General features: G+C 63.9%; 25 protein-coding genes. 4 read left to right on the top strand and 21 right to left on the bottom strand.

Translation table 11 applies throughout. The features are described 5' to 3' along the window. Positions 1-15 precede the first annotated feature (15 nt). From J1C52_RS06750 to J1C52_RS06740, 3 genes are all read right to left on the bottom strand, one after another. Positions 16-657 carry a hypothetical protein gene (locus J1C52_RS06750; protein ID WP_227427168.1) on the bottom strand — a complete coding sequence of 214 codons (642 nt, stop codon included), beginning with the start codon at positions 655-657 and terminating at the stop codon, positions 16-18. Positions 658-1,076: 419 nt separating this feature from the next. Next, the gene (locus J1C52_RS06745; RefSeq protein ID WP_227427167.1) at positions 1,077-1,556 is read right to left on the bottom strand and encodes a dihydrofolate reductase; all 480 of its coding nucleotides are present in this window, start codon (positions 1,554-1,556) and stop codon (positions 1,077-1,079) included. Then, positions 1,556-2,335 (bottom strand): thymidylate synthase, encoded by a 780-nt coding sequence (locus tag J1C52_RS06740; RefSeq protein ID WP_227427166.1) that lies wholly within the window; start codon positions 2,333-2,335, stop codon positions 1,556-1,558. The genes J1C52_RS06745 and J1C52_RS06740 overlap by 1 nt, the downstream gene beginning before the upstream one ends. Before the next feature lie 133 nt (positions 2,336-2,468). Here J1C52_RS06740 and J1C52_RS06735 point away from each other — a divergent pair, with 133 nt between their 5' ends. Then, entirely contained in the window at positions 2,469-2,891 is a 423-nt protein-coding gene (locus J1C52_RS06735) for a VOC family protein (protein ID WP_227427165.1), read from the top strand. 3 nt (positions 2,892-2,894) lie between these two features. Here J1C52_RS06735 and J1C52_RS06730 read toward each other — a convergent pair whose 3' ends face one another. Beyond that, complete coding sequence (locus J1C52_RS06730; RefSeq protein ID WP_227427164.1) at positions 2,895-3,731, bottom strand: ExeA family protein; 837 nt, start codon at positions 3,729-3,731, stop codon at positions 2,895-2,897. Positions 3,732-4,179: 448 nt separating this feature from the next. Here J1C52_RS06730 and J1C52_RS06725 point away from each other — a divergent pair, with 448 nt between their 5' ends. Together J1C52_RS06725 and J1C52_RS06720 are read left to right on the top strand one after the other, a co-directional pair. Next, positions 4,180-4,875 carry a sugar transferase gene (locus tag J1C52_RS06725; RefSeq protein WP_227427163.1) on the top strand — a complete coding sequence of 232 codons (696 nt, stop codon included), beginning with the start codon at positions 4,180-4,182 and terminating at the stop codon, positions 4,873-4,875. A gap of 85 nt (positions 4,876-4,960) precedes the next feature. Further along, positions 4,961-5,641: a rhomboid family intramembrane serine protease gene (locus J1C52_RS06720; RefSeq protein WP_227427162.1), complete on the top strand. Its 681-nt coding sequence runs from the start codon at positions 4,961-4,963 to the stop codon at positions 5,639-5,641. On the opposite strand, the gene tpiA is transcribed toward J1C52_RS06720, so the two are convergent. From tpiA to J1C52_RS06660, 12 genes are all read right to left on the bottom strand, one after another. Further along, positions 5,638-6,366, bottom strand: a complete 729-nt coding sequence (gene tpiA, locus J1C52_RS06715) for a triose-phosphate isomerase (protein ID WP_227427161.1) — start codon at positions 6,364-6,366, stop codon at positions 5,638-5,640. The two genes, J1C52_RS06720 and tpiA, sit on opposite strands and share 4 nt — an antisense overlap. 56 nt (positions 6,367-6,422) lie before the next feature. Beyond that, entirely contained in the window at positions 6,423-6,815 is a 393-nt protein-coding gene (locus J1C52_RS06710; RefSeq protein WP_227427160.1) for a HesB/IscA family protein, read from the bottom strand. Position 6,816: 1 nt separating this feature from the next. Further along, a complete protein-coding gene (locus tag J1C52_RS06705) occupies positions 6,817-7,380 on the bottom strand; it encodes a sugar O-acetyltransferase (RefSeq protein ID WP_227427159.1) in 564 nt (187 codons plus the stop codon). Further along, positions 7,380-7,730 carry an SUF system Fe-S cluster assembly protein gene (locus tag J1C52_RS06700; protein ID WP_227427158.1) on the bottom strand — a complete coding sequence of 117 codons (351 nt, stop codon included), beginning with the start codon at positions 7,728-7,730 and terminating at the stop codon, positions 7,380-7,382. Before J1C52_RS06700 ends, J1C52_RS06705 begins: the two co-directional genes overlap by 1 nt. 82 nt (positions 7,731-7,812) lie before the next feature. Next, complete coding sequence (gene hslU / locus J1C52_RS06695; protein ID WP_227427157.1) at positions 7,813-9,114, bottom strand: ATP-dependent protease ATPase subunit HslU; 1,302 nt, start codon at positions 9,112-9,114, stop codon at positions 7,813-7,815. Next, positions 9,111-9,662 carry an ATP-dependent protease subunit HslV gene (hslV, locus tag J1C52_RS06690; protein WP_227427156.1) on the bottom strand — a complete coding sequence of 184 codons (552 nt, stop codon included), beginning with the start codon at positions 9,660-9,662 and terminating at the stop codon, positions 9,111-9,113. Before hslV ends, hslU begins: the two co-directional genes overlap by 4 nt. Positions 9,663-9,761: 99 nt before the next feature. Continuing rightward, positions 9,762-10,082, bottom strand: coding sequence for a thioredoxin (trxA, locus tag J1C52_RS06685; RefSeq protein WP_227427155.1), 321 nt, complete (start codon positions 10,080-10,082; stop codon positions 9,762-9,764). Between the two features lie 57 nt (positions 10,083-10,139). Further along, positions 10,140-13,445 (bottom strand): double-strand break repair helicase AddA, encoded by a 3,306-nt coding sequence (gene addA / locus J1C52_RS06680; RefSeq protein WP_227427154.1) that lies wholly within the window; start codon positions 13,443-13,445, stop codon positions 10,140-10,142. After that, positions 13,438-16,377, bottom strand: coding sequence for a double-strand break repair protein AddB (gene addB / locus J1C52_RS06675; protein ID WP_227427153.1), 2,940 nt, complete (start codon positions 16,375-16,377; stop codon positions 13,438-13,440). Before addB ends, addA begins: the two co-directional genes overlap by 8 nt. Further along, positions 16,374-16,853, bottom strand: a complete 480-nt coding sequence (gene tsaE, locus J1C52_RS06670; RefSeq protein WP_370633234.1) for a tRNA (adenosine(37)-N6)-threonylcarbamoyltransferase complex ATPase subunit type 1 TsaE — start codon at positions 16,851-16,853, stop codon at positions 16,374-16,376. Before tsaE ends, addB begins: the two co-directional genes overlap by 4 nt. A 60-nt stretch (positions 16,854-16,913) precedes the next feature. Next, entirely contained in the window at positions 16,914-18,653 is a 1,740-nt protein-coding gene (locus J1C52_RS06665) for a PAS-domain containing protein (RefSeq protein WP_227427151.1), read from the bottom strand. A 90-nt stretch (positions 18,654-18,743) separates the two neighbouring features. Further along, positions 18,744-19,067, bottom strand: coding sequence for a 2Fe-2S iron-sulfur cluster-binding protein (locus J1C52_RS06660; RefSeq protein WP_227427150.1), 324 nt, complete (start codon positions 19,065-19,067; stop codon positions 18,744-18,746). 145 nt (positions 19,068-19,212) lie between these two features. Here J1C52_RS06660 and J1C52_RS06655 point away from each other — a divergent pair, with 145 nt between their 5' ends. Continuing rightward, entirely contained in the window at positions 19,213-19,671 is a 459-nt protein-coding gene (locus J1C52_RS06655; protein WP_227427149.1) for a peptidoglycan-binding domain-containing protein, read from the top strand. Between the two features lie 70 nt (positions 19,672-19,741). Here J1C52_RS06655 and J1C52_RS06650 read toward each other — a convergent pair whose 3' ends face one another. The 5 genes from J1C52_RS06650 to gorA form a co-directional block, all read right to left on the bottom strand. Beyond that, the gene (locus J1C52_RS06650; RefSeq protein WP_370633233.1) at positions 19,742-21,229 is read right to left on the bottom strand and encodes a Do family serine endopeptidase; all 1,488 of its coding nucleotides are present in this window, start codon (positions 21,227-21,229) and stop codon (positions 19,742-19,744) included. A 123-nt stretch (positions 21,230-21,352) separates the two neighbouring features. After that, positions 21,353-21,556, bottom strand: a complete 204-nt coding sequence (locus J1C52_RS06645; protein ID WP_227427148.1) for a DUF2065 family protein — start codon at positions 21,554-21,556, stop codon at positions 21,353-21,355. Between the two features lie 12 nt (positions 21,557-21,568). Beyond that, positions 21,569-22,573, bottom strand: coding sequence for a protease modulator HflC (hflC, locus tag J1C52_RS06640; RefSeq protein WP_227427147.1), 1,005 nt, complete (start codon positions 22,571-22,573; stop codon positions 21,569-21,571). Beyond that, complete coding sequence (hflK, locus tag J1C52_RS06635; RefSeq protein ID WP_227427146.1) at positions 22,573-23,700, bottom strand: FtsH protease activity modulator HflK; 1,128 nt, start codon at positions 23,698-23,700, stop codon at positions 22,573-22,575. The genes hflC and hflK overlap by 1 nt, the downstream gene beginning before the upstream one ends. A 65-nt stretch (positions 23,701-23,765) precedes the next feature. Next, complete coding sequence (gorA, locus tag J1C52_RS06630) at positions 23,766-25,130, bottom strand: glutathione-disulfide reductase (protein ID WP_227427145.1); 1,365 nt, start codon at positions 25,128-25,130, stop codon at positions 23,766-23,768. Positions 25,131-25,146 lie beyond the last annotated feature (16 nt).

Here is a 25,146-nt window from a genome sequence, read left to right as displayed (position 1 = left end):
CTCCTGAAAAAAGGATCAGCCCGGCAATCCAAGACCGAACGCACTCGCACCAATCGGGGCCAGCGCCTGTTCGGCACTGCCCGACACACAATTTCTAAGCATGATGTCCAAAGCGCGCGTGCCGCTGGGCAAGGCGCGGCTGGCCGTCTGCGTGCGCCGGAATGCCAGCACACAGACAATGTCGCCACCTGGACGGATAGTCGTATAGGTTATGTCGCCAAAGCTGTCGGTCGTGGCCGTCAACGCCCCTTCCGACACCCCCGTGAACGGGGTCGGCGCACCGCCAAATTGCGATAGTTGTTCACTCAACACGAAACGTGTGCCGCGTGCGTAGCCGGCCTGCTGGGCGCGCAGCATGATCATGTTCTCGCCCGCCAGCGTGGTCTGGTTGGGCAGCGTCACGCGCTGCTCGACCGCGCCACCCAGATCGCGCTCCATGACCAGCAGCGCTTGCGGCACGCTGATGAAGGCACGGGTCGCGGGGACCACGCGGAACTCTGTCGTGGCCTCGGCCAGTTCGGTCGGGCTGCTGCTGTCACCGGGCAAACGCAACCCGCAGGCCGACAGGAAAGCCGCGCCGAACAGTATGGCGAGCACCCCCGCACGTCGGCGGATACGGGCCAAAGCCGCGACGTTGTCTAGAATTCCTGACCGCATGAACCCGCCCGATGTAAGTGAAGGTCATGCGAAAACCCACCGCCGGAAGCGGAACGCTGCGAACACGCGCAAACATTTGGGTCAAGTGACCTGCACATAGTTGCCTCTGCCTCTGCGGACCGGCAAAGCCTTGCCTGCGCCGCCTGCGCCCATTTTGGGCATCAATTATTAGGACTTAGAATAGCCAATTGTCCGAGTTGTGGCAACATTGCATCCATCGAAAGGCATCTGGGCCATGAATTTGTCGCCAATTCACGCGGGACGCGCAATTTTCGAAACGCGAATACATCAATGGTAGAAGACGATTTTTCCGTATGGCTTACATGTTGATCTGAAAAGCTGTCAGCCGCTAGATGTGGTATGCTCGTGCCCGCGATTTGACCGGCCCACCTTTGTGGCCGAAGCGCCACATGGCTGGGTCACATCCGAAGATATTCGCTGACCTCGCAAGCCGGGCCGGCGTCGCGCAATCGGATCGTGGTTACCTTGCGCCAGCCAGACAGGTCGGGAGGGGCGAAAAACGTGTCCGCGTCGGGAACATCCAGCGCCACCTCTGTAATCAGCAGACGGTCGGCTTCGGGCAGGAACGCTTGGTAAATCGCAGCGCCGCCAATGGCATAGTGGCGCGCATAGCCATGCGCGCGGGCCAGGTCGCGGGCCGTGTCGCGCGTTGCGGCATGGGCGCCCTCTTCCGCGATCGGGCGCGAGGTGACAACGATATTCATCCGCCGCGGCAAGGGTTTCTTTGGCAGGCTGTCCCATGTGTTGCGCCCCATGATGACCGCGCCGCCCAAGGTTTCCCGCTGGAAAAACGCCAGGTCTTCGGGTGCGTGCCACGGGATGGTGTTGCCCCGCCCGATGGCCCCGTTGCGGGCCCGTGCCACGATCAGGGTCAGCATCAGACCGCCACCGGCGCTTTGATCGCGGGGTGCGGATCGTAGCCCTCGATCTGGAAATCGTCATAGGTGAAATCGAAAATGCTGTGGGGTGTGCGCAGAATGCGCATCTGCGGCAAGGGACGCGGGTCGCGCGCGAGCTGGGTTTTCACCTGATCCATATGGTTGGAATAGATATGCGCGTCGCCCATCGTATGCACGAAATGCCCCGGCTCCAGCCCGCAGACGCGCGCCAGCATCATCTGCAACAGCGCATACGACGCTATGTTGAACGGCACGCCCAAAAACATGTCGGCGGACCGCTGGTAGAGTTGCAGATGCAGTTTCCCGTCCAGAACGCGCACTTGCCACAGCGTATGGCAGGGCGGGAGCGCCATGTCGGGCACATCGGCCGGGTTCCATGCCGAGACGATCAGGCGGCGGCTGTCGGGGGTGGTCTTGATCTGCGACACCAGCGTTTCGATCTGGTCCACCCCGCCGAAATCGCGCCATTGCTTGCCATAGACAGGCCCAAGATCGCCAGCCTCATCGGCCCATTCGTCCCAGATGGAAACACCATTGGCTTTCAAATATCCGATATTCGTGTCGCCGGACAGGAACCAAAGCAGCTCGTGAATGATAGATTTCAGATGAACGCGCTTTGTTGTCACCAACGGAAAGCCCTTGGCCAGATCATAGCGCATCTGCAAACCAAAGACCGACAAGGTGCCGGTGCCCGTGCGGTCGTCACTGGGCGTTCCATGGTCCAGAATATACCGCAAACCGTCCAGATATTGCTGCATCGCGCACCCCACCCACATCATGCTGTGTTCAGCGTGACAATGCCCGGATTCTTTGGTCTTGAAAACCCCCCGCCGCGCCTTGATCCGCCCGGCAATGAACATACCTGCGAGTCAACACAGAAGGAGTGACAGGATGCGCTATCTACACACCATGGTCCGGGTCAAGGATCTCGATGCCTCTATGGCGTTTTACAAGCTGCTGGGGCTGGAAGAAATCCGCCGCCATGACAGCGAAGGCGGTCGCTTTTCGCTGATCTTCATGGCCCCGCCGGGACAGCCGGAATGCCCGGTAGAACTGACCTGGAACTGGGACGGCGATGACGCCCTACCCTCTGACAGCCGCCATTTCGGGCATCTGGCATACGAGGTGGATGACATCTACGCCACCTGCCAGCACCTTATGGACAATGGTGTGACCATCAACCGTCCGCCCCGCGACGGGCGCATGGCCTTCGTGCGCTCGCCCGACAATATCAGCGTGGAATTGTTGCAAAAGGGCAAGGCGCTCGACCCGGTAGAGCCTTGGGCCAGCATGGAAAACACCGGCCATTGGTAAGGTCTAGTTGCGCAGCGGCGCAAAGAAAATGCCATCGTCCAGCACAGCCTGGACGGTGGCGCGCTTCACGACATGATCGCCCTGCGCGAAGGCGTAGGTCAGTGACATGTCGCAAAGTTGGTTAATCAGGCGCGGAACACCGCCCGTCACCTCGTGGATAAGCAGCGCCGCTTGCTTGCTGAAAATGTTGGGCTTGCCGCCCGCCACTTTCAACCGGTGCGAGATGTAGTGCAGCACGGTGTCGGGTTGCATGTAGGGTAGATGGTAATTCGCGGCCACGCGCTGCGCGAATTGCACCAGTTCCTTGCGGCGCACATGGTCGCGCAACTCAGGCTGGCCGATCAGGAACAGCTGAAGCACCTCTTCCTTGCCCAGGTTGATATTCGTCAACATTCGCAATTCTTCGAGCGCTTCCATGGACAGGTTCTGCGCCTCGTCAATCACCAACAGCACGCGGCGGCCCTCGTTGAACTCCTGGATCAGGAATTCCTGCACCTTCAGAAACTTGGATTCGTCGCTCAGGTCACTTTGCGTCAGCTCTGGCAGCAGCCATTGCAAAATCTCGCGCGTGTTGGGGCGGGTGTTGGTCACAAGCGCGATGGACAGGCTGTCGTCGTCATCCGCTTCCTCGATGAAATGCTGAAGCAGAACCGTTTTCCCCGCCCCGATTTCGCCTGTCAGAAGCGTGATCGGCGCACGCGTCGCAAGCCCGTATTGCAACATGGCATAGGCACCGCGCGCGGTATCGGACCAGAACAGGAATTCGGGATCGGGCGTTAACGAGAACGGCCTTTGCTTGAACCCGAAATGGTCCAGATATGAGGAAAACCCGTGTGCCATTCTGCCCTTTGCCATTTGCGCAGACCCGCGCTGCTTCTGCGATACCGCTTTGAAATGACGAAATTCAAGCGCAAAGACGGCAGGGGCGTGACATTCTCGCCGGGGGTCCGCGCCAAATGGCGACCGGTATCGCAGCCTGCGAATCAGCCGTGAGCGCCTTGTTGACAGGCCTGTGGCACAAGCGTTTGCCGTGAATTTGAAACAGAACCGGCACCTGCGCGCGTTTGTCCCCGGCGGGCATACAATCGCCCGCGTTGCTTCGGCAGCAAGCCGCCCATTCGGGGTTTTTTAGTGAATTACCGGATGGTTAAGCGTAAGTTAGTTTTAAGTCTCTTTGTCACCTTATTGGTGCCATGAACGCCGGGTGTAGTGACCGGGTCTTGGTCGATAGTGACTCTAACAGGGGCGTCAGTGTGTGTGAGTGCGTGATGATGGCAGGGAGCAACCGATGACGATCCCTTTTCAGCAACAAAAGATGAAGGTCGCCGAAGTCGTGTCCCGTATCGAGAATGCGGAGCTGGAAGCGGCGCGCGGTTTTTACGCGCGGTTCGGCAAGCGCGCGCTTGATCTTGCCATCGTTCTGACCGCCCTGCCCTTCGTGATCCCGATCATGCTTGTCGCCGCGATCGCGAATGCCATGTCCGGCAATCCCGTCTTCTACAGCCAGGCGCGCCTTGGCCAGCATGGACGCGTGTTCCGCATCTGGAAATTCTCCAGCATGCGCGAGAATGCCGACCAGATGCTGGAGGAACTGTTGCGCGAAAACCCGGAACGCCGGCAGGAATGGGAAACCACCCAAAAGCTGAAGAACGACCCGCGTGTCACGCGCGTAGGCGCCGTGTTGCGCCGCACCTCGATGGATGAAATTCCCCAGCTTTTCAACGTTTTGAAAGGCGATATGAGCCTGCTTGGCCCGCGTCCCATGATGCTTGACCAAGTCGAGATCTACGGCCCGACCTTGCCCGTCTACCTGTCACTGCGCCCCGGCATTTCGGGCAAATGGCAGGTGTCGGAACGCAATGACGCCCATTTCCGGCGGCGTGCCCAGATCGATGCGGAATATGCCCGCACGCTCAGCCTGAAAAACGACCTTATCCTGGTGTGGGAAACGCTTCGCACCCTGATCCGCAGCACGGGTTACTGACCAGAAGATGCGCCCCCACATTCGGTCCTCCACGACGGTGAGTCGGACAGCGCGCGCCTTGCGGCCCGCGCAGGATGACTTGCATATGGTGGAAGAGAATGTCAAAGCCGCGCTTATGGCCCCACGCAACATCGTCTTTCCGACCGTTACAAACACCCCCGCCGTTCTGTGGCTGGTGGCGCTGACCTGTGTGCCCGAGATTCTGCTGACACTTGGCGAAACCGGGCTTTTGGGCTTCGAGCGGCTGCGTGGCGTGTTCCTGATGTATGGCGCGTTCTGGAACGGCCTGCTGTCGGGTTGGGAGCCGGTCTATCCCGGCCAGCCGATAGCCATGTTCTTCACCCATGCTTTCTTGCACGGCAGTCTGCTGCACCTGCTGGGGAACATGGTTGCGGTGCTGGCCTTGGGCGGCATCGTGGTGGCACGGGTCGGGCCAAAAGGGTTTTTGCTGCTCTATGCCGTCAGTGCATTTGCCGGGGGTGCGGGGTTTGCGCTTCTGTCGAATTCCGAAACCCCGATGGTGGGCGCGTCAGGGGCCGTGTTCGGGCTGATCGGCGCGTGGAAATTCTGGGAATGGCAGTTGCGTCACCACTTGGGCAGCCCGATGCGCCCGCTTTGGCGCTCATTGGTGGGCCTGGCCCTTCTGAACGTGGTTCTGTGGCTGCTGATGTCCGGGATGCTGGCTTGGGAAGCGCACTTAGGTGGCTTTGTGGGCGGCGTGCTCTTTGCCGCCATCGCCACCCCGTCGCTGGGCCACCGGGTTTAGGCCGCGTCAAGCGCGCTGATGATCGCACCGAAATCCGCCGCTTTCAGCGATGCGCCGCCGACCAGCGCGCCATCGACATTGGCCAAGCCAAAGATCTCTGCCGCATTGCCGGGCTTCACCGACCCGCCATAGAGCAGCGACATATCCGCATCGGGCACCGTGGCGCGCAGCGCGTCATGCACTTCGGCAATCTGTTCTAGCGTGGGGGTGCGGCCGGTGCCGATGGCCCAGACGGGTTCGTAGGCGATGACCGTGTTCGCGGCCGTTGCGCCCGCCGGGGTAGAGGCTTTGAGCTGCGACAGCACCACATCCAGCGTGGCCCCTGCATCGCGCTCGGCCTCTGTCTCTCCGACGCAGATGATGGCGATCAGGCCCGCCGAATGGGCCGCGCGCGCTTTTTCCGCCACCAGGTCAGAGCTTTCGCCATGATCTGCGCGGCGCTCGGAATGGCCAAGAATGACATAGCGCGCGCCCGCATCGGCGAGCATGTCCGCCGAGATATCGCCTGTATGCGCGCCGCTTTTACCCGTGTGGCAATCCTGTCCACCAAGCTGCACATGGCTGCCTGCCGCGATCTCGGCCATCGGGGCCAGAAGCGTCGCGGGCGGGCAGATCAGGACACCGCAATCGGGCGCAGGCTGAACCGCGACAAGCGCGCGCAACTCTACCAGATCGGCGCGCAGGCCGTTCATCTTCCAGTTGCCGGCGGCGAGTTTGCAGGGCATGGGCGATCCTCCTGTTATGCACCAACAGGGATACGCGCCACCGGGGCAGGATGCAATCAGCCTTGGGCGCGGGCGGCGTTCATGCGTTCGGTCAAGGTGTCGACATCATCGAACTTGATCGATTCCCCGCAACCGCAAGCTTCGGTCACGTTCGGGTTGCGGAACTTGAAACCGCTTTCGATCAGTCCGGTTTCATAGTCGATTTCTGTGCCGAACAGGAACATCTGGGCCATCGGCGCGATCAGCACGCGCGCACCGTCCTGCTCAACAACTTCTTCGTGCTGACCCACCTCTTGCGCGGTTTCCATGGTGTATTCCATGCCCGCGCAGCCGCCCTTCTTGACGCCGACGCGCAAGCCCTGCGCGCCCTCACGCTCCATCAGGCGCTTGATCTGCCGCACGGCAGCCGGGGTCATCGTGACCGGGGATTTGCCGGGAATACCAAACATGTCAGCCCTCTTTTCCGTCATGGCATCGCGCCGGGTTGCCCCGCGCGGTCGCGCCCGCAGGCACATCGCGCGTGACCACGGCCCCTGCCGCGATGATTGCCCCGTCACCCACGGTGACGCCGGGCAGAATGATCGCGCCGCCGCCGATCCAGACATCTTCGCCGATGGCAATGGGCGCACCCCATTCCACCCCCTTGGCGCGGCTTGCGGCATCGCGCGGGTGGTCGGCGGTCAGGATCTGCACATTCGGCCCGATCTGGGTGCGCGCGCCTATGCGCACATCGCAGACATCCAGCACGACAAGGTTGAAATTCGCGAAACAGCCCGGCCCAAAATGAATATTCACGCCGTAATCGACATGAAACGGCGGGCGGATCACCGCGCCATTCCATGTGCCCAGCAACTCTTGCATCAGCTCTGCGCGTTCCGGATCGCCCAATATGGTCTGGTTATAGGACCGCATCAGTGCCTGAGCACGTTTGCGGATCGCCACCAGGTCGGGACAGCCCGGATCATAGGGCGCGCCCGACAGCATCTTGTCGCGTTCGGACAAGAGCGTTTCCATCACATGAACCCCAATTCCAGCCGCGCTTCGTCCGACATCATGTCCATGCCCCATTGCGGGTCGAAGGTCATCTCGACATTCACCGATTGCACGCCGGGCACGGCTTCGACCGCATTGGCCACCCAGCCCGGCATTTCCCCGGCGACAGGGCAACCCGGTGCGGTCAGGGTCATGATGACCTCGACCTCTCCCGCGTCGGATATGGTGATCGTGTAGATCAGCCCAAGGTCAAAGATATTCACCGGGATTTCCGGGTCATAGACCGTCTTGCAGGCCTCTACGATTGGCTCGTACAGGTCGTGCTCGGTGCTGGAGGGCTTGATCAGCAGATCGCCTTCGTCTTGTGGCATGGGCCACCCCTTCCCTCGGACAAGTCATTTCCTGAGCGATTATATAAGAATATCTGCGCGCCCGTCCAGTGCTGCAAGCGGATCAGAGCACGTAGCGGCTAAGATCGGCGGACCGGGCCAGATCGCCGATATTGCGTTCGACAAAGGCCGCATCGACCACAACCTCTTGCCCGGCGCGATCCGGCGCGTGGAAGGACAGTTCTTCGAACACGCGCTCCATGACGGTGTAAAGGCGGCGCGCGCCGATATTCTCGACCGATTGGTTCACCTCGGCGGCAATGCGGGCGAGCGCGGCAATCCCGTCCTCGGCGAATGTCACGGCCACTTCTTCGGTGCCCATCAGCGCGGTGTATTGCCGGGTCAGCGCATTGTCGGTTTCCGTCAGGATGCGCACGAAATCGCCCTCTGTCAGCGGGCGCAGTTCCACCCGGATGGGCAGACGGCCCTGCAATTCCGGCAGCAGGTCAGAGGGTTTTGCCACATGGAACGCCCCCGAGGCGATGAACAGGATATGATCGGTCTTGACCGGCCCATGCTTGGTGCTGACGGTCGTGCCCTCGATCAGCGGCAGCAGGTCGCGCTGCACGCCTTCGCGGCTGACATCGGCCCCGCGCGCATCGGCGCGGGCACAGACCTTGTCGATTTCATCAAGGAAAACAATGCCGTTCTCCTGCACAGCCTCTAGCGCGGCCAGTTTCACGGCCTCATCATCCAGCAGCTTGTCGGCCTCCTCCGCGATCAAAAGCTCGTGGCTTTCGGCCACCGTCACCTTCTTGCGCGTGGTGCGCCCGCCCAGCGCCTTGCCGAACAGGTCGGCGATATTCATCATCTGCGGCGGCTGGCCCGGCATGTCGAACATGCCGCCCATCGGGTTGCTGGTATCGGCCAGCTCGATCTCGATCTCGGTGTCGTCCAACTCGCCCGCCAGCAGCTTGCGGCGGAACATCTCTCGCGTGGCGTCGCGGGCGTCCTTGCCCGCGATGGCCTCTATCACCCGGTCCTCCGCGGCCTTGTGCGCGCGCGCCTTGACGGCCTCGCGCATATGCTCGCGTGTCTGGGCAATCGCGGCATCGACCAGATCGCGGATGATCTGCTCTACATCGCGGCCGACATAGCCGACTTCGGTAAATTTCGTGGCCTCGACCTTGATGAAGGGCGCTTTCGCAAGCTTCGCCAAGCGGCGGCTGATTTCTGTCTTGCCCACGCCGGTCGGGCCGATCATCAGGATATTCTTGGGATAAACCTCGTCCCGCAATTCTGCGCTGAGTTGCTTGCGCCGCCAACGGCTCCGCAGCGCCACAGCCACCGCGCGCTTGGCCTCGGCTTGGCCGATGATGAAGCGGTCCAGTTCAGACACGATTTCGCGCGGGGTCAGGTCGGTCATGCGCTGATCTTCTCCACCGTCAGGTTACCGTTGGTATAGACGCAAATATCCGCCGCGATGGCCATGGCGCGGCGGGCAATCTCCTCGGCGCCCATATCGGTCGCCATCAGCCCGCGCGCGGCGGCGAGCGCGAAATTCCCGCCCGACCCGATCGCGGCGATGTCATGCTCCGGCTCCAGCACGTCGCCCGCGCCGGTGATGACGAACAGGTCGCGCCCGTCGGTCACGATGAGCATCGCTTCCAGCTTTTGCAGGTATTTGTCGGTGCGCCAGTCTTTCGCCAGTTCGACAGACGCGCGGGCCAATTGGCTGGGCGTTGCTTCCAGCTTCGCCTCTAGCCGCTCCAACAGGGTGAACGCGTCGGCGGTGGACCCGGCAAAGCCCGCGACCACCTCGTAGCCGCCGGGTGAAAGGCGGCGCACCTTGCGCGCGCTGCCCTTGATGACGGTTTGGCCCAGCGAGACCTGACCGTCGCCTGCGACAACGACCTCGCCTCCTCGGCGGACCGCTACGATTGTCGTGCCATGCCAGCCGGGAAACTCGCTCATCGCGCCCTCTTCATCTTGCAACACATACTCCCGCCGAAGGCATCCGCCGCGCGGGCAGATGCGACCGGAAAGAACAGGGGGCCAAACGGCCCCCGGTTTTTACACGGCGTCGTCGATCCAGGATTGCAGCGCCGATTTCGGGGCCGCGCCGACCTTGTTCGACACGGGTTTGCCGTCCTTGAACATGAACAGCGCGGGAATGCCGCGAATGCCCATGGCGGCGGCGGTGTTGGGGTTTTCGTCCACGTTGACCTTGGCGATCTTCACGCGGCCGTCATATTCGGCGGCGAGCTCTTCCAGAGCCGGGCCGATCTGCTTGCAGGGGCCGCACCATTCGGCCCAGAAATCGACCACGACGGGAATGTCGGACTGGCGCACTTCGGCGTCGAACGTGGCATCGGTAACAGCAACTGTGGGCATTGGCCCCTCCATGGGTTGGCTTCGTTATCTCTCAATTATGCCTCCGCGCGCGCGGATTCAAGCGCCCGCGCGGGCAAGTGCCGCGCGCAGATCCGCGTCGGGCAGTCGCATCAGCCGCGTTGTGGCCGTCCACAGAAGCGCCATCTCGACCCGGCGGCCCGGAAATGCCTGCTCCAGCGCCACCAGATACGCCCCCATCTGGCGCAGCAGACCTTCAGGAACCTCGGCGACCGTTTCGGGCACCATGCGGTTCGATTTGTAATCCACGGCCAGCACATGCTCGGGCGTGACCACCAGCCGGTCGATCACCCCCGACAAGGGCCGCGCACCGATCTGGCCCGCGATCTCGACCTCGGCCAGGCTGTCGGGGCCGAAAAGCGCGGCAAGCTCGGGCGCATCCAGCACCGCCGCAGCCTCTGGCAGCAAGCGCTCGGCATCTTCGGGATAGGCCAACAGGCGCGGGGCGCGCGTGGTCCATGTGTCGCGCGGCCAATGTGGCAGGTGTTCCAGCAACAGGTGCAACCCGGTGCCAAGGCGCAGCGCCATTTCCTCATCCAGTCCCGCCTCGCCCGGCAGCGCCTTGGCCCCGCCCAGATCGGACGGACGTAAGGGGCGCGGGCGCTCGGGCGGCGGTGGCGCGGGGTGCCAAAGCGCGTCGGCCAAGGCGACGGGCGCGGGCGTCTTTGGCGGGGTTTCCTTGGCCTGTTGCGGCCAAGCGCCATGGGCATGTCGTAGCCCGTCCGGCCCGGTCGGAGTGTCCAACCGCTCGGCCCCGGCAAGGCGCAGGCCTGCCTCTACACGGAGATACCAGCTTTCCGGCTTTTTCACCTCGCCCGCCGCGGCCACGATAAGCCAGCTTTCCGCGCGCGTCATGGCAACATACAAAAGCCGCGCCGATTCTTCGGCGCGCCGCAAGGCGCGCGCGTCGAGCGCGGCTTGCAGCGGGGCCGGGTTCTCGCCTGCCTTGCCCTTCCATGCGGCGCGGCCTGCAAGATCGACCACATCGTCTTTGTCAGGCGAGCTCGTATCCCCGGTGTCGGGCAGGATCACGATCGGCGCTTCCAGACCTTTCGCGCCATGCACGGTCATCACCCGCAGCATGGGGCTGGCGCTGTCCAATTCGCGTTTCAGTTCGACCTCGTCGCGTTCCAGCCATGTCAGGAACCCGGTCAAGGACGGGATTTCCGCCTGCTCATAGGCCAAGGCCTGCGCAAGAAAGGCGTCGATGCCGTCCTCTGCCTCGGACCCCAATCGTGCGATCAGGCGGCGGCGGCCGTCATGGCGGGTCAGCATCCGTTCGATCAGGTCATAGGGGCGCAAGAAATCGGTCTGTCGGCGCAGGTCGCGCAAGATTTCCAGCGTGGGGGTGTCGCCCTGCCCGCGCAGCCGCGTCCACAGGTATTCGCCCTTGGCGCGCCCCTGCGCCAGCCGATACAGCGCATCTTCCGACCACCCGAACAAGGGCGAGCGCAGGCAGGCCGCAAGCGACAAGTCGTCCTCTGGCGTGGCCAGAAAGGCCAGAAGCGCCGTCAAGTCGCGCACCGCCATTTCGCCGCCCAGCCGCAACCGGTCCGCCCCCGCAATCGCCAACCCGGCCGCTTTGCAGGCCGTGATGATCTCGTGGAAAAGCGGCCCAGATCGTTTGCGCACAAGAATCAGCACATCGCCCTCGGTCATCACCTTGGGGCCGTCCTTGTGTGGCAACAGCGTGCGCGCGTCGATCATGCGGCGCAGCTCTGCGGCGATGGTCTTGGCCAGTTTGCGGGTATGATGCTCGTCCGAAATCGTGTCGACGGGCTCACACCATTCGGTCTTGTCATCGGGCTTGTCGGGCAGGATGGCAGGCCACAGATCGACCCGGCCCGGCATGGCCTCGTGAAAGGCGATATGGGTGGGCGGGCCGCCCAAACCCTCGGCATCGGTCTGAAAGGTCATGTCGACCGCGCGCAGCACCGCGTCGGACGAGCGGAACGAATGCTCCAGCGCGGCTTGGGTCAGATGCAGGCCGACATTCGTCAGGCGCTCGGTGAAATCGGCTTGCACCTTGTCGAACACCCGCAGATCGGCCCCTTGGAAGGAATAGATCGACTGTTTCTTGTCACCGACCACGAACAGCGTGCGGGCCACGTCGCGCGCGCCAAGGCCAGAGGTGAATTCCTGCGTCAGCAATTCGATCACACGCCATTGCGCGGGGCTGGTATCTTGCGCCTCGTCGACCAGAATATGATCGACCCCGCCTTCCAGCTTGAACAGCACCCATTGCGCGACGGATGTATCGGTCAGAAGCTGGCCTGTGCGGATAATCAGATCGTCGAAATCCAGCCAGCCGCGCGCGTCCTTTCGGGCGCGGTATTCGGCAAGGAAGGGCGTGGCGAAAGCGTGCAGGGCTTGTGCGCGGCGCAATGCAGCAAGGCCAAGGCGCAAGGGGCGCGCGGCTTCTACCCGCGCCATGAACTGGTTGAACGGCTCGATCAACGCGCCCATGGCAATGCGCGTGTCCTTGTTGGGAAAACTGTCGATTCTGGCCGTGTTGACCTTTTGACCGCTGCCAAACAGGAAGACGGCTTCCAGCTTGGGCAATAGCCCCAAATTTGGCCGGGTGAGGTCAACGGCACGCAACTTGGCCGCCGCCTTGATGTCGTTAGCCCCCCCTGCATCCAGAAACGGCAGCGCCTGCGCGATCAGATCCGCTTCACTGCCCAGAAACACCTCTGCCAGCAAGCGCTGCTCGTCCATGCCCGCGGGCAGGCCGAAATCTTCGGCAATGGGTGCGGGCCCGTCGAACAGGGCGGATTTGTTGCAAATCTCGGCCAGCAGGGTTTCGATATCCTGCCCGGTAAACACCTGTGCCAACTGGGCGACCACATCCGACTGCTCTGCCAGATCCTCCAACACCTCGGCGCGCAGCGCGCGGGCAGAGCGTTCGTCCATTTCGGTGAAAGCGGGCGACAGGTCGGCCTCTAGCGGGAAGCGGCGTAGAAGCGAGGCACAGAATGAGTGGATCGTCTGGATCTTCAACCCGCCCGGCGCTTCGATCGCGCCCGCGAACAGCCGCCGTGCGCGCGCCAGATGCGCCTCTGTCCTGCCCGCCTCGCCAATCGCGGCAAGGGCGTCGCGCAGCTTGTCATCGGGCAGCATGGCCCAAGCGCCCAGCAGTTTGAACAAGCGGTTCTGCATCTCGCTTGCGGCCGCCTTGGTATAGGTCAGGCACAAGATGTGCTGCGGCGCGACGCCTTGCAACAGCAGCCGCGCCACCCGGTCGGTCAGCACCTTGGTCTTGCCCGACCCGGCATTGGCCGACAGCCATGTCGAGGATAGCGGTTCTGACGCGCGGTTCTGCGCAAGGGTTGCGGCGTCAGTCATTGTCCCACCCCACGCGGATCGTCACGGACTTGTCCTGCATCGTCCATTCCCCGAAGCGCGCCAAATGGTCATAATCATTCGAGCGCCGCTCTTGCTTGACGGCGCGGCGCGAGGCGAAGCCTTGGCCGGGGTCTTGATACGCGCGGATCAGCTTGATGAAATTCTCGCGCATCTCGTCCAGCAGCGCCTCGGTTATCTTTGTCTTATCGGGCTTGAGCTCACCGCTGCTCAGACCCAGATAGGTCACACATGCCACATCGCGGGGGCCAAGCTTGGCGAATGCCCCCTCTCGCGCCATGACCGCTTGCAACAAAAGCTGCTTTGCAAAGACCTTCTGCTCTGCCGGCGAGGGCGGCGCGCCGGTCTTGTAGTCGATGATATGGACCCGCCCGTCGGGCCATTCGTCGATGCGGTCGGGCTGGGCGGACAGGGTGAAGGGCGGGTCGGTCAGCACCCAAGCGGCTTTCTCCTCTCGCAAGGCAATGCGGCCCGGTTGCTCGGCAAAGAACGCCTCCAGCGCCGGTGCCACACGCCGCAAACGCGCCAGCCAGAAGGTCCGCGCGCTGTGCCATGGCACGGCTTCGGCCAGAATGGTTTCGGCCAGATCCATCAGCGGCGGGGCATCCGCGTCGGTTGCGCGTTCGAATACCTTGTGCAACAGCGTGCCGCGCAGCAGCGCATCGGGCGCGGGCAGCAAGGGTTTCAGCTTTTCCAGCCCCAGGATGTGACGGGCATAAACCGCGTAAGGGTCGCGGATCAGGTCTTCGACCTGCGTGACCGACAAGCGGTGGGGGCGCACGGGCGGCGCGGGCGCGGGTCGCGGGGCGGGTGTCCGTGCGATCGGGCCGTCGGGAACTCTGCGCAGATCGCTCTCGAACGCTTCCACCTCTGCCAGCCACGCTGTGCCACGGTCGCGCATCGCCTGCAAAGCGGCCGGGCCGCCCTGTTCGGGCAAGCCTTCCATCAGGTTGCACAAGCGGTTCAACCAACGCGAGGGAACGGTCTGCGCCTCTGCCGTGCGGATGGCGCGCGAGAGCACCACACGCGGCGCACAGATCGCCTGTTGGAAATCATGCGCGGACAGGCCGATCTGGCGGTCAGGCAGCAACAGGCCCAGTTCCGCGCGCATCGCCCGGTTCAGCCATGGGTCAGGCTCTGGCACCTTGGGCCAGATCCCTTCGTTCAACCCGGCGGCAATGACCAGGTCCGCCCCCTGCACCCGCGCTTCCAGCGTGCCCCAGATCATGATGTCTGGATGGGCGGCGACGGTTTCGCGCACCTCGCGGCCCGCGAAATGGTTTGCCAGAAGCGCGTCATAGTCGAAGGGCGTCAGATCGCCGCCGGCATCGGCCTCTGCGCTCAGGGCTTGCATGGCGGCGCGGGCTTCTTGTCCGGCGGCTTCGTCCCACAGGCCGCCCGCGCCCTCTGCGACTTCGCCGTCTATGCCCCTGCCAGCGGCCAATGCCTCTGCCAGCGCCAGATGGTCAGCGACAAGCTGGCCCAATGGCCGTGCAGAGGCATCGGGCCGCGCGGGCAGAACACCCGTCAACCAGCGCGCCCAGTCGCGACGGGGGCCATCATCCGGGGCGAAGGCATCGAGCACCGCGCTGTCCGGGAACGGAACCGAGCGCGCGCGCAGGAACAGTTCCAGATCGCGGGTATGCAGCAGATGCGTGCCGCGATCCGCGCCGCTATGCGCCAGCGGATGCTTCAACAAGGCCAAGAGCTTGGGCACATCCAGACGCCGCACGAACAACTCGGCCACCTGCCGCAAGAACCGCCCCGGCGCGGACAGCGCCAGCGGGCGGCCCGCGCTGTCATCGGGGGTAATGCCCCAGACCTGAAGCGCGGCAGTGACACGGCGGGTCAGGTCGCGATCCGGCGTAATCAGCGCGGCCCTCTGGCCCTTGCGCGCGGCGTCGAACAGGCAATGCGCGATGGCCGTGGCTTCGGCGCGGGGCGATTGGGCTTCGATCAGGGTCAGCCCCTCGGTCGCTTGGGCCAGATCGCCCAAGTCTGGCCCGTCGCGCAACCATTGGTCGGTCTGCGGAGCGGGGCGCAGCGCCAGAGAGACCAGCGCGCCACGCGGCAAGGCCGGGGCATCATGCCAGATCTGGACCTTGTCCGCCGCAAGACCAAGGTCATCAAGCAAGGCGTGAAAGCGGTATTGTGGGTGGTCCTCTGCCGCATTCGCGGTCGCCAGTTGCGCCCATGCACCGGGCGGCATGTCGAAATCGAACCCCGGCACCACGACCGCGCCCTGGGGCAGGCGGGCGACCGCGCGCATCAGCAGCGCCGTCGTCCCCCGCGACCCGGTAGAGCCCACGACAAGGACCGGGTCCGTGGGCGGGTCCATCTTCCAGCGGGCAGCCAGCGCCTCGACCTGCGCGCGCATCCGGCCCTCGGCGTCCGGACTGTCCTGCGCGATCACCTCTGTCGCAAGGCTGAGGAATTGGCGCGCCTTGACCCAATGATCCGCATGATTGCTCAGGTCCAGCCGGTCGAAGGCGTCAAAGGCAACGCCTTCGGCCTGCATCTCTGAGAAGAGCCGCGCGAGGCTTTCGGCCAGATCGTAGACCGCCGCGCGCGGCGCAAGCCTGCGTTCGGCGGTCTGAAGCTTGCCCACCAGCCGGGCCAGTTCCAGCCGGCGGCGCAGCGGCGCGACGGGGGGCGGCACATCCGCCGCGCCCTCGAAGACCAGCGGGTCGGTCACAAGGCGAATGCGCGGCAACAAGCCCGGCCCGAGGGCGGCAAGGCTGTCGCGGATATGGCTGCGCATCCGCGCCGAATTGACAAGGATCGTTATCCGCGCGCGCAGTTCTGGCGGGTGCGCAGTAAGGCGCGCCATCAGCCCCTCGGCAAAGAGGGCGGGAAAATCGGCACCGGGGGGCAAACCGAACACCCGCGGCGCGTGCGAAGGCGGAAAGATCATGGTTGCAACGCCTCCGTCAAGCGGGCCTGCCAACGTGGGCTGCGTGCCTCGAAGCGCAGATCGCGCGCCTCGCCTTGCACCGAAAGCGTCAGGTGCAGCGCGTCCTTCGGGGTCAGGGCACCAAGACGGTCGGGCCATTCGACAAGGCAAACGGCGCTGTCGAACGCGTCGATCAGGCCCAGCTCGTCGCATTCCGACGCATCGCCCAGCCGGTACAGGTCGGCGTGCCAAAGCTCCAGCCCGTCCAGATCGTAGCTTTGCACGATGGTGTAGGTCGGCGAGGGCACATCTTCATGGCGCCCCAACGCGGCAAGGCGCGACTGGATCAGGGCGCGGGCGAAATGGCTTTTGCCCGCACCGACCGGCCCCGACAGCAAGATCACGTCGCCCGCGCCCAGGCTGCGGCCAAGGCGGGCGGCGATCTTCGCGGTCGTGTCCGGGGTCGGGCTGGTCAGGTGCAGGGCTTGGTCGGGCATCATGCCCAAGATGTGCCATGTCGCCGCCCCGCGCGCCAGAGCTTTGCGCGCGCTATGTGGCTACCTTGCGCGCGGGCGGCTGCCGGCGTGTTGCACAAGCCGGGTCTTGCGGGGGACAATCGCGTCCACCGGCGGCTCTGGCAGCACGTTGCGCTCTTGACTTGGGCGTGTCGCAGCCTGGGGCTTTGACTGCCGTGCCGCGCTCAGGCCACCCAAGATGTCGGGGGCCGTCAGGGCTTGGGCATGACGCGCGGTGATAAGCAAGTCCCGCGTGCTGACGTCCTGCACAAGCGGGCGGAAGGTAATCATCAGGCAGTCGGGCCGCAGCCAGCGGGCATGAACCGCAAGGCTTGTGCCGTCCATCAGGCAAACGCTGCCCTTGAGCACCGGACGCTCGCCCGCCACGGCGGCGAATTGCGACAGCTCCGCCCAAAAGGCAGAGGCCGCCGAACTTTTCGCCCATAGCCCAAGCGCATGGTGCAGCCCGCTATCGGCCAGATTCTCGCACGGGTTTTCGCCCCAGATCTGGCTGTAGCGCGCGTTCGCCAGCAGCGTATCGCCCGCGGTGTTGAAGACGATCACGGCGTCCTGCAACCCGTCGAACACCGCCTGCCCGATCTCGATCTCGGCGCGCAGGCTTCGGGCCAGTGCCGCGTCAGAGGTCACGTCCTCGAAGAAGAAGGCCAGCGCACCGCCGGGTTGTGGCCGCCCCGTGACCTGAAACACGCGCCCGGTATCGAGGCACCATTCGTCATCGAAGGTGCCCATCTGCGCCGCCTGCTCCAGCTCTGCAATCTCGCTGCGCCATGCGGCGAAATCCTTCGGCTCTGGCAGCATCCGCAATTCGCGCAATGTATAGAGGAATTGCTCTAGGCTCGGGCGCGCGGCCAGGAACAGCGGGTCCAGCCCCATCAGGTCAACCAGCGCAGGGTTGAATATCTGGAGCCGGCGCTCTTTGTCGAACAGCGCAAGCCCCGTTGGCAGCGACGCGAATGTGCGCGTCAGAACCTGAAGGATTTCCCGGCGCGAGGTTTCCGTCTGCACCGCCAGATCAATCGGCGTGGCGAAATGCAGCGCGCCGCTTTCAGCCTCGGCCTGCATGTGGCTGAACCACGCGATCCGGCCCGACAGGTCCAGCGACAGGCGCTTATGCTCGTCCGGGTCTTGGTCGTGAAAGATGTCCGGCAAGGGCCATGTCAAACCATCACGCCCCGAGTCGCTGGCAAGGAAGGCGTCGATATAGGCTGTGTTCGCCCAGATCACGCGGCCGTCCGCGTCAGAGCGCCAAGCCAGCACCGGCACATGGGCCACGGTATCGCGCAGGATCGACAATTCTTCGCGCATCGCCTCGAAGCTCAGCCGGTCCAGCGCGACCAGCGCCCCTTCGGCGCGGGTGTCGGTCAGGCGAATATGGGTCAGCCCCTGTTTGCGCAGAGCCGACAGGACAAGGCCACTGCCGTCATGGGCCTGCAACTCCAGCGTGCCACGCGTGACCAATTGGCGAAGCTGCTGCCGCAAGTCGGCAAAGCGGGGTTCGAGGAACCCCAGAAGCAGCTCCAACTCTTGGCGCGAGCCGTCAGAAGCGGCGCTGACAGAGGCAAGAAGCTGGCGGCCACGGTCGGAGCAGTCGACAAGGTCATCGTCGCGAAAGACGAAGACCGCATCCTGTTCGGACAGATCGGGCGGGTCCAGCCGCAAGCGCCGCCGTGGCAGCAACCCCATCAGCAGCAGGGCCACCGCGCCACAGACCAACGCACTTGTCGAAACGATGGCAAGGCTCAGATACAGCGCGTCGGACATGTTCACCTTCCCAAGAAAAACCGTGTTCTCTGGAAAGTGACGCGGATTGGTTAAGCCTGCGTTAAAATCTTGCAGACAACCTTAAGAAGATCAGATTTGCTTTTCCGGCATGAAGACCTTCAGCCCGTCCAACGCATCCGACACTTTCAACTGGCAGGTCAGGCGCGAGCGCTGGGCATCCGGCTGATAGGCGAAATCCAGCATGTCCTCTTCCATCGCGTCCTTGGGCGGCAGTTTTTCGACCCAGGCGGCATCGACATAGACATGGCAGGTCGAACAGGCGCAGGCACCGCCGCAATCGGCCTCGATGCCGGGAATCCCGTTGTCACGCGCGCCTTCCATGACGGTCATGCCATTGGCCACATCGACCACATGTTCGGTGCCGTTGAATTCGACGTAAGTGATTTTCGCCATTTGCGCCCTCGTTGCGTCGCTATCTCAGGCAGCGACATAAGCCACCGCGCCCGGTTTGGCCAGCCGTGTTTTCCGCGCGAAAGCACCGACAAATGGACGCGTTCGCGCCCAGATTGTGCCCGAATCGGCGGGCAGTTTAACCAACATGAAACAGTCAGTCCGACATACCCGATCCATGGTCCTGCAACTGGGCGCGATTCTTGCGTTCACGGCGCTTGCCGGTGCAGAAATGGCCCATGCCACGGATGTGGGCGCAACGCGCGCCCGCGTTGAAACTGCCAGCCTGTCCCTGCCCGCCAGCCCCAACCGGGCGTGCTGGGCGCGGTATTCGACCAGCGGCATTGCCCCGGCCAGCGGGGTGATAGAGGAAACCGCCTTTCGCGTGCCCTGCCCAGAGACCGTGAACAGTGTGTTCGTGGCCAGTTTGCAGCGCGCCTTGCAAGCGCGGAACTATTATGCCGGTCCCATCACCGGGCAGCCCGATAGCGCCACACGCGACGCGGTTCGTGCGTTCCAGCGGGCAAACGGGTTCGACAGCCCCATCCTTACGTTGGAGACCGCGCAACGGCTTGGCCTGTCGCCGCGCGATTTCGGGCAGAACTAGATTTCGCCCTGACACATGAAAACGCGCGCCGCCAGGGCGCGCGTTTTGCATTTGTAGAGGGTGGAAGCGCTTAGTCTTCCAGCGACAGCGCCACGAAGCGCGGATCGCCCCCACGGCGCAGCAGCACCAGAAGCGATTTGCGCCCGGCATCGCGCGCGGCATCGGCGCGCTCGCGCAGTTCGGCCACGCTGGTCACGGGCTGCTGGTTCGCCTCTGTAATCAGGTCGCCCGGCAGAATACCCTTCTCGGCCGCGTCGCTACCAGGCTCTACCGAACCGATGACAAGGCCGCGCAGCCCCGCCGGCAGGTCCATCTCGACGCGCAAGGCGTCGGTCAGGGGTGCCAGCTCCATGCCCATGTAGCTGGACGGTTCCGGCTCTGGCGCGGGGGCACCGGGGGCGGCCATGCTGGCGGTTTCGGCCAGTTCGCGCTGGCCCAGCGTGACCGACAGGGTCAAAGGCTCGCCATCGCGGAAGACGACCACATCGACCGCGCGGCCCACGCCGGCATCCGCCACGCGGCGCACCAGCATGTTGCTGTCGGCCACATCGCCGCCGTCGAATTCAAGGATGACATCGCCCGCCAAGATACCGGCCTCTTGCGAGGGGCCATCCATCACCTCTGTGACCATCGCGCCGCGCGCTTCATCAAGGCCCACGGCTTCGGCCATTTCGTCGGTCATGTTCTGGATGCGCACGCCCAGCCAGCCGCGACGGGTGCTGCCGAATTCGCGCAGCTGGTCGACGACCCCGGTCACGACATTCGACGACATCGCGAAACCGATCCCGATGGACCCGCCCGTGGGCGACAGGATCGCGGTATTCACGCCGATCACCTCGCCATCCATGTTGAACAGCGGGCCACCCGAATTGCCGCGGTTGATGGCGGCGTCGGTCTGGATGTAGTCGTCGTAATTGCCTTGCAGCGCGCGGCCACGGGCAGAGATAATGCCCGCGCTGACCGAAAAGCCCTGACCCAGCGGGTTGCCCACGGCCAGAACCCAATCGCCCACGCGCGCGGCTTCGGCATCGCCGAAGGGCACGAAGGGCAGGTCTTCATCATGATCCACCTTCAGAAGTGCGATGTCCGTGGCCGGATCGGTGCCGACCAGTTCCGCCTGCAATTCAAGACCCGAGAAGAACTCGATCATGATCTCGTCCGCGCCTTCGATGACGTGGTTATTCGTCACAAGGTATCCATCGGGCGAGATGACGAAACCCGACCCAAGCGCTTGACCCTGACGGGGGCGCTGCGGGCGGTTCGGGCCGCCGGGGTTGTTCGGATCGTCGAAGAAATCGCGGAAGAAATCCTCGAAGGGCGACCCTTCGGGCAGTTGCGGCGCGCCGTCAAGCCGGGCGGCGACCGTGGTCGTGGTGGTAATATTCACCACGGCGGGGCTGACACGTTCTGCCAGATCGGCAAAGCTCTCGGGGCGGTCCTGCGCCGAAAGAAGCGTGACTTGCGCCAAGGTGAAAACAAGCGCCACGACTGTCAGCTTGACCAGGCGCATCAGCCCGGCGCTGTCCTGTTGGCGCGCGATCGCGACGGTGGAAGGCATATGTGAACTCCTCTTTCACTGTCATGATTGGCGGACAGATGGCCCGCGTCTTGCACCATAGATATGGCACAACGGCACAAACGCAATTCGTGAAATGGAATTTCAACCAAAGGTGAGAGTGGGTTACGAGCCCGCGATCACGCCCGACAGCACGATCAACCCGCCGCCAAGCACCAGCGCCAGCGCCCCGATCAGGCGGCGCGCGCCCTCTGGTAGGTCTGACAGCGCGCGCAGCAGGTCTTCGATGCGCGAAGGGGCCAGTGCGAACACCAGCCCCTCCAGAACAAGGACCAATCCAAGGGCAAGGACAACCGTCGAGAGTGTCACGCCCTGCGACCCTTAATTGCTGATCATGTCTTCTAGCTCGCGCACCGAATCGGGCTCTTGCTCGCTAGGTTCCTGCAAACGCTCGCGCCCGGCATCGGGATTGGCTTCCAACTCGCGGGCGAAGGCTTCGGCGGCGGCCAAGGCTTCGCCGCTCAGGCCATCGCTGCGCAGGAAGGCGAAGAATTCGCTGTCCGGGCGCAGAACCATGGTCGAGTTTTCGCCCCGCAGCGCCGCTGCATAGCTTTGCATCGAGCGCGAGAAGGCGAAGAATTCCGGGTCCAGATTATACGCATCGGCATATATGCGGTTGCGTTCGGCATCAGCCTCACCGCGCACGATCTCGGCGTCACGCTGCGCGGTCGAGACAAGCTCTGTCACCGTCCGGTCGGCCAGCGCGCGCACGCGCTGCGCCGCCTCATTCCCGCGCGCCCGCTCGTCTGCGGCTTCGCGTTCACGTTCGGCGCGCATCCGGGCGAAGGTCGCTTCCAGGTTTTCCTGCGGCAGGTCGGTGCGGGTCAGACGCACGTCAATCACCTCGATCCCCAGCGATTGCGCCTGACGGCTGGCAATATCGCGGATGCGGTTCATCAGCCCCGTGCGGTCCTCGGACAGCACCGCGTTCGACGGCACGGAGCCAAGCACTTCGCGGATGGCGGCGTTCATGATCCGCTCCATCCGGCCCTGGGCACCGCGCACACCGTCCAGACCGACGGCTTCACGGAACTCTGTCACGTCTTGCAAGCGCCAGCGCAGGAACGCGTCGACCACAAGGCGGCGGTCATCCAGCGGCGTCACTTCCAAGGGCTGCGTTTGCAGGCCAAGAATGCGCGCGTCATAGCGCACCACTTCCTGGATGAAGGGCACTTTGAAGCCCAGACCCGGTTCGGTGATTTCCTGCTTCACCTGACCGAATTGCAGCACCAGAACATTTTCACGTTCATCCACGATGAACAGCGACGAGAAGGCAACCACCGCGGCCACGGCAAGCGCGGGCAGCAAAAGACCAGCTTTTTTCATCAGTTTGCACTCCTCTGACGGTTCAGGTCGTTCAGCGGCAAGTAGGGCAAGACGCCACTGCCGGTGTCACCCCCCGTCACGTTGTCCAGAATGGTCAGGTTCATGTCGCCAAGCACCTGTTCCATGGTTTCCAGATACATCCGCTTGCGCGTCACTTCGGGCGCATTCACGTATTCGCTGTAGACAGAGATGAAGCGGCTCGCCTCACCCTGCGCGTTGTTGACCACTTGCGCGCGATAGGCCTCGGCTTCCTCGCGCAGCTGCGCGGCCTGACCACGGGCTTCGGCCAAGACGCGGTTTGCGTAGGCATCGGCCTCACGCTCCAGCCGGTCGCGTTCCTGACGCGCGGTCTGCACGTCGCGGAAGGCGCTGATGACCTGCTCGGGCGGGTCGGCCTTGTCGAAGTTCACCCGGATCACGTTGATCCCGGCGTCGTAGCTGTCCAGCAGGTTCTGCACCGCCGCCTGAAGATCGGCCGCAATCGCACCCCGGTCGCGGTTCAGAATGGGCGACAGTTCAGAGCGCGCGATAATGTCGCGCATCGCCGATTCAGAGCTGGCGCGCACGGTTTCGCTGGGGTCCGCAAGGTTGAACAGGAAGCGCGCGGGATCGGCGATGTTCCAGACAACCTGGAATTCGATGTCCACAACAGCCTCGTCGCGGGTCAGCATCAGGCCACTGTCCAGAGCGGATCGGCCGGTGCCCACTTCGGTCACGCGTTCGGTCGTGACCTGCACCACCTCGGCGCTGACCACGGGCCAAGGCGCGAAGTTCAGACCCGGATTGCCGGTTGCGTAATACTGGCCGAACAGCAGCTCGACCGAACGCTCTTCCGGGCGGACGGTGTAGAAGGAGGCAAACGCCCAAGCCGCAACAAGCGCGACCGCGCCCAGCAACACGCCGCGCTTGGTGAACCCGCCACCCGCGCCGCCGCCGTTATTGCCGCCGCCAGTGCCGCCGCGCCCGCCCATCAGCACGCGCAACTGCTCTTGCCCCTTTTTCACGATCTCTTCGATCTCGGGGACTTGCTGACCGCCGCCGCGTGGGCCGTTATTGCCGCCATCGCCACCACGGTTGCCACCGCCGCGATTGCCGCCTCCCCATGGCCCTCCGTTATTTCCGGACATCTGGACTCCATTCCTGATTTACAGCTTTGTTTGAAACTTGGGTTTTCGGCCCGCGAATTCAACCCTCAGTCGGCATGGCTGCGCGTGGGTTTGCGCATTGTGACCAGTTCCTCGGCCATGGTCGGGTGCACCGCCAAGGTTGCGTCGAACTGTGCTTTCGTGGCCCCCATCGACACGGCCACGCCCGCAAGCTGGATCATCTCGCCCGCGCCATCCGCGACGATGTGACACCCCAGCACGCGGTCGGTCTTGGCGCAGACGATCAGCTTCATCATCGCGCGAGAGTTGCGGCCCGCGAACAGGCTGTGCATGGGGCGAAAGGCCGCGCTATACACATCGACCGGGCCTTGGGCGCGGGCCTCTTCCTCTGTCAGGCCAACGGTGCCGAATTCGGGGCGGGTGAACACCGCCGTCGGAATCAGCCCGTGGTCGAAATACCGCGGCGTGCCACCAAAAACGGTATCGGCAAAAGCGTGGCCCTCGCGGATGGCAACAGGCGTCAGGTTTGCGCGGTTGGTCACATCGCCCACGGCATAGATGGACGGGATCGCGGTCTGGCTGTAGCGGTCGACCGGGATCGCACCGCCGGGCGCAAGCTCCAGCCCCAGCTTGTCCAGCCCCAGCCCATCCGTCGCGGGTTTGCGCCCGGTCGCGAACATGACCGCGTCATAGCTCGTGTCATGCCCGGTCGAGGATTTGACGAAGGTCTGCCCGCCCTCGCTGCGCATCTCGACCACATCGGTGCCCAGATGCAGATCGACACCGTTTGCCGCCATTTCATCGGCGATATGGCCCCGCGCTTCCTCGTCAAAGCCGCGCAAGATCTGCGCGCCGCGGTAGAATTGCGTCGTTTTCACGCCCATCCCGTTGAAGATGCAGGCGAATTCGCTGGCAATATAGCCCCCGCCCACGATCAGCAGCGATTTGGGCAGGCTGTCCATCAGGAACACCTCGTTCGAGGTCATGACCCCCTGCCCCTGCCATTTCTCTGGCACAACCGGCGTGCCGCCCGTGGCAATCAGGATGTGCCGCGCCGTGATCTTGCGGCCATCGGCCAGTTCGACCGTATGCGGGTCGTCCAGCGTAGCGCGGCAGTCGAAGACCGTCACGCCCGCACCGTCCAGACCCTTGCGGTAGATCCCTTCCAACCGGTCCAGCTCGGCATCCAGCTTGGCACGGAACGCGCCCCAGTCGAACGCGCCGATCTGCGCGTCCCAGCCATAGGCCTGCGCATCGGCCACGCGGCCCGGATATTCAGAGGCGAAAACCATCAGCTTCTTGGGCACGCAGCCACGAATGACGCAGGTGCCGCCCATGCGGTATTCCTCGGCCAGCGCGACTTTCGCGCCATGCTCGCTTGCAGCAATACGTGCGGCGCGCACGCCCCCAGACCCGCCCCCAATGACGAACAGATCATAGTCGAAAGGCATGATGCCTCCTTGCGTG

This window comes from Roseibaca sp. Y0-43, from assembly GCF_020667835.1.
Classification (GTDB): Bacteria; Pseudomonadota; Alphaproteobacteria; order Rhodobacterales; family Rhodobacteraceae; genus Roseinatronobacter.
Note: the sequence above shows the minus strand (reverse complement) of the source record. Positions and strands in the feature narration are given on the sequence as shown.

Bases quoted from the DNA above. Each gene is read 5' to 3' on its own strand.
- J1C52_RS06750 (WP_227427168.1), bottom strand. From the start codon at position 657: ATGCGGTCAGGAATTCTAGACAACGTCGCGGCTTTGGCCCGTATCCGC.
- J1C52_RS06745 (WP_227427167.1), bottom strand. From the start codon at position 1,556: ATGCTGACCCTGATCGTGGCACGGGCCCGCAACGGGGCCATCGGGCGG.
- J1C52_RS06740 (WP_227427166.1), bottom strand. From the start codon at position 2,335: ATGCAGCAATATCTGGACGGTTTGCGGTATATTCTGGACCATGGAACG.
- J1C52_RS06735 (WP_227427165.1), top strand. From the start codon at position 2,469: ATGCGCTATCTACACACCATGGTCCGGGTCAAGGATCTCGATGCCTCT.
- J1C52_RS06730 (WP_227427164.1), bottom strand. From the start codon at position 3,731: ATGGCACACGGGTTTTCCTCATATCTGGACCATTTCGGGTTCAAGCAA.
- J1C52_RS06725 (WP_227427163.1), top strand. From the start codon at position 4,180: ATGACGATCCCTTTTCAGCAACAAAAGATGAAGGTCGCCGAAGTCGTG.
- J1C52_RS06720 (WP_227427162.1), top strand. From the start codon at position 4,961: ATGGTGGAAGAGAATGTCAAAGCCGCGCTTATGGCCCCACGCAACATC.
- tpiA (WP_227427161.1), bottom strand. From the start codon at position 6,366: ATGCCCTGCAAACTCGCCGCCGGCAACTGGAAGATGAACGGCCTGCGC.
- J1C52_RS06710 (WP_227427160.1), bottom strand. From the start codon at position 6,815: ATGTTTGGTATTCCCGGCAAATCCCCGGTCACGATGACCCCGGCTGCC.
- J1C52_RS06705 (WP_227427159.1), bottom strand. From the start codon at position 7,380: ATGGAAACGCTCTTGTCCGAACGCGACAAGATGCTGTCGGGCGCGCCC.
- J1C52_RS06700 (WP_227427158.1), bottom strand. From the start codon at position 7,730: ATGCCACAAGACGAAGGCGATCTGCTGATCAAGCCCTCCAGCACCGAG.
- hslU (WP_227427157.1), bottom strand. From the start codon at position 9,114: ATGACCGACCTGACCCCGCGCGAAATCGTGTCTGAACTGGACCGCTTC.
- hslV (WP_227427156.1), bottom strand. From the start codon at position 9,662: ATGAGCGAGTTTCCCGGCTGGCATGGCACGACAATCGTAGCGGTCCGC.
- trxA (WP_227427155.1), bottom strand. From the start codon at position 10,082: ATGCCCACAGTTGCTGTTACCGATGCCACGTTCGACGCCGAAGTGCGC.
- addA (WP_227427154.1), bottom strand. From the start codon at position 13,445: ATGACTGACGCCGCAACCCTTGCGCAGAACCGCGCGTCAGAACCGCTA.
- addB (WP_227427153.1), bottom strand. From the start codon at position 16,377: ATGATCTTTCCGCCTTCGCACGCGCCGCGGGTGTTCGGTTTGCCCCCC.
- tsaE (WP_370633234.1), bottom strand. From the start codon at position 16,853: ATGCCCGACCAAGCCCTGCACCTGACCAGCCCGACCCCGGACACGACC.
- J1C52_RS06665 (WP_227427151.1), bottom strand. From the start codon at position 18,653: ATGTCCGACGCGCTGTATCTGAGCCTTGCCATCGTTTCGACAAGTGCG.
- J1C52_RS06660 (WP_227427150.1), bottom strand. From the start codon at position 19,067: ATGGCGAAAATCACTTACGTCGAATTCAACGGCACCGAACATGTGGTC.
- J1C52_RS06655 (WP_227427149.1), top strand. From the start codon at position 19,213: ATGAAACAGTCAGTCCGACATACCCGATCCATGGTCCTGCAACTGGGC.
- J1C52_RS06650 (WP_370633233.1), bottom strand. From the start codon at position 21,229: ATGCCTTCCACCGTCGCGATCGCGCGCCAACAGGACAGCGCCGGGCTG.
- hflC (WP_227427147.1), bottom strand. From the start codon at position 22,573: ATGAAAAAAGCTGGTCTTTTGCTGCCCGCGCTTGCCGTGGCCGCGGTG.
- hflK (WP_227427146.1), bottom strand. From the start codon at position 23,700: ATGTCCGGAAATAACGGAGGGCCATGGGGAGGCGGCAATCGCGGCGGT.
- gorA (WP_227427145.1), bottom strand. From the start codon at position 25,130: ATGCCTTTCGACTATGATCTGTTCGTCATTGGGGGCGGGTCTGGGGGC.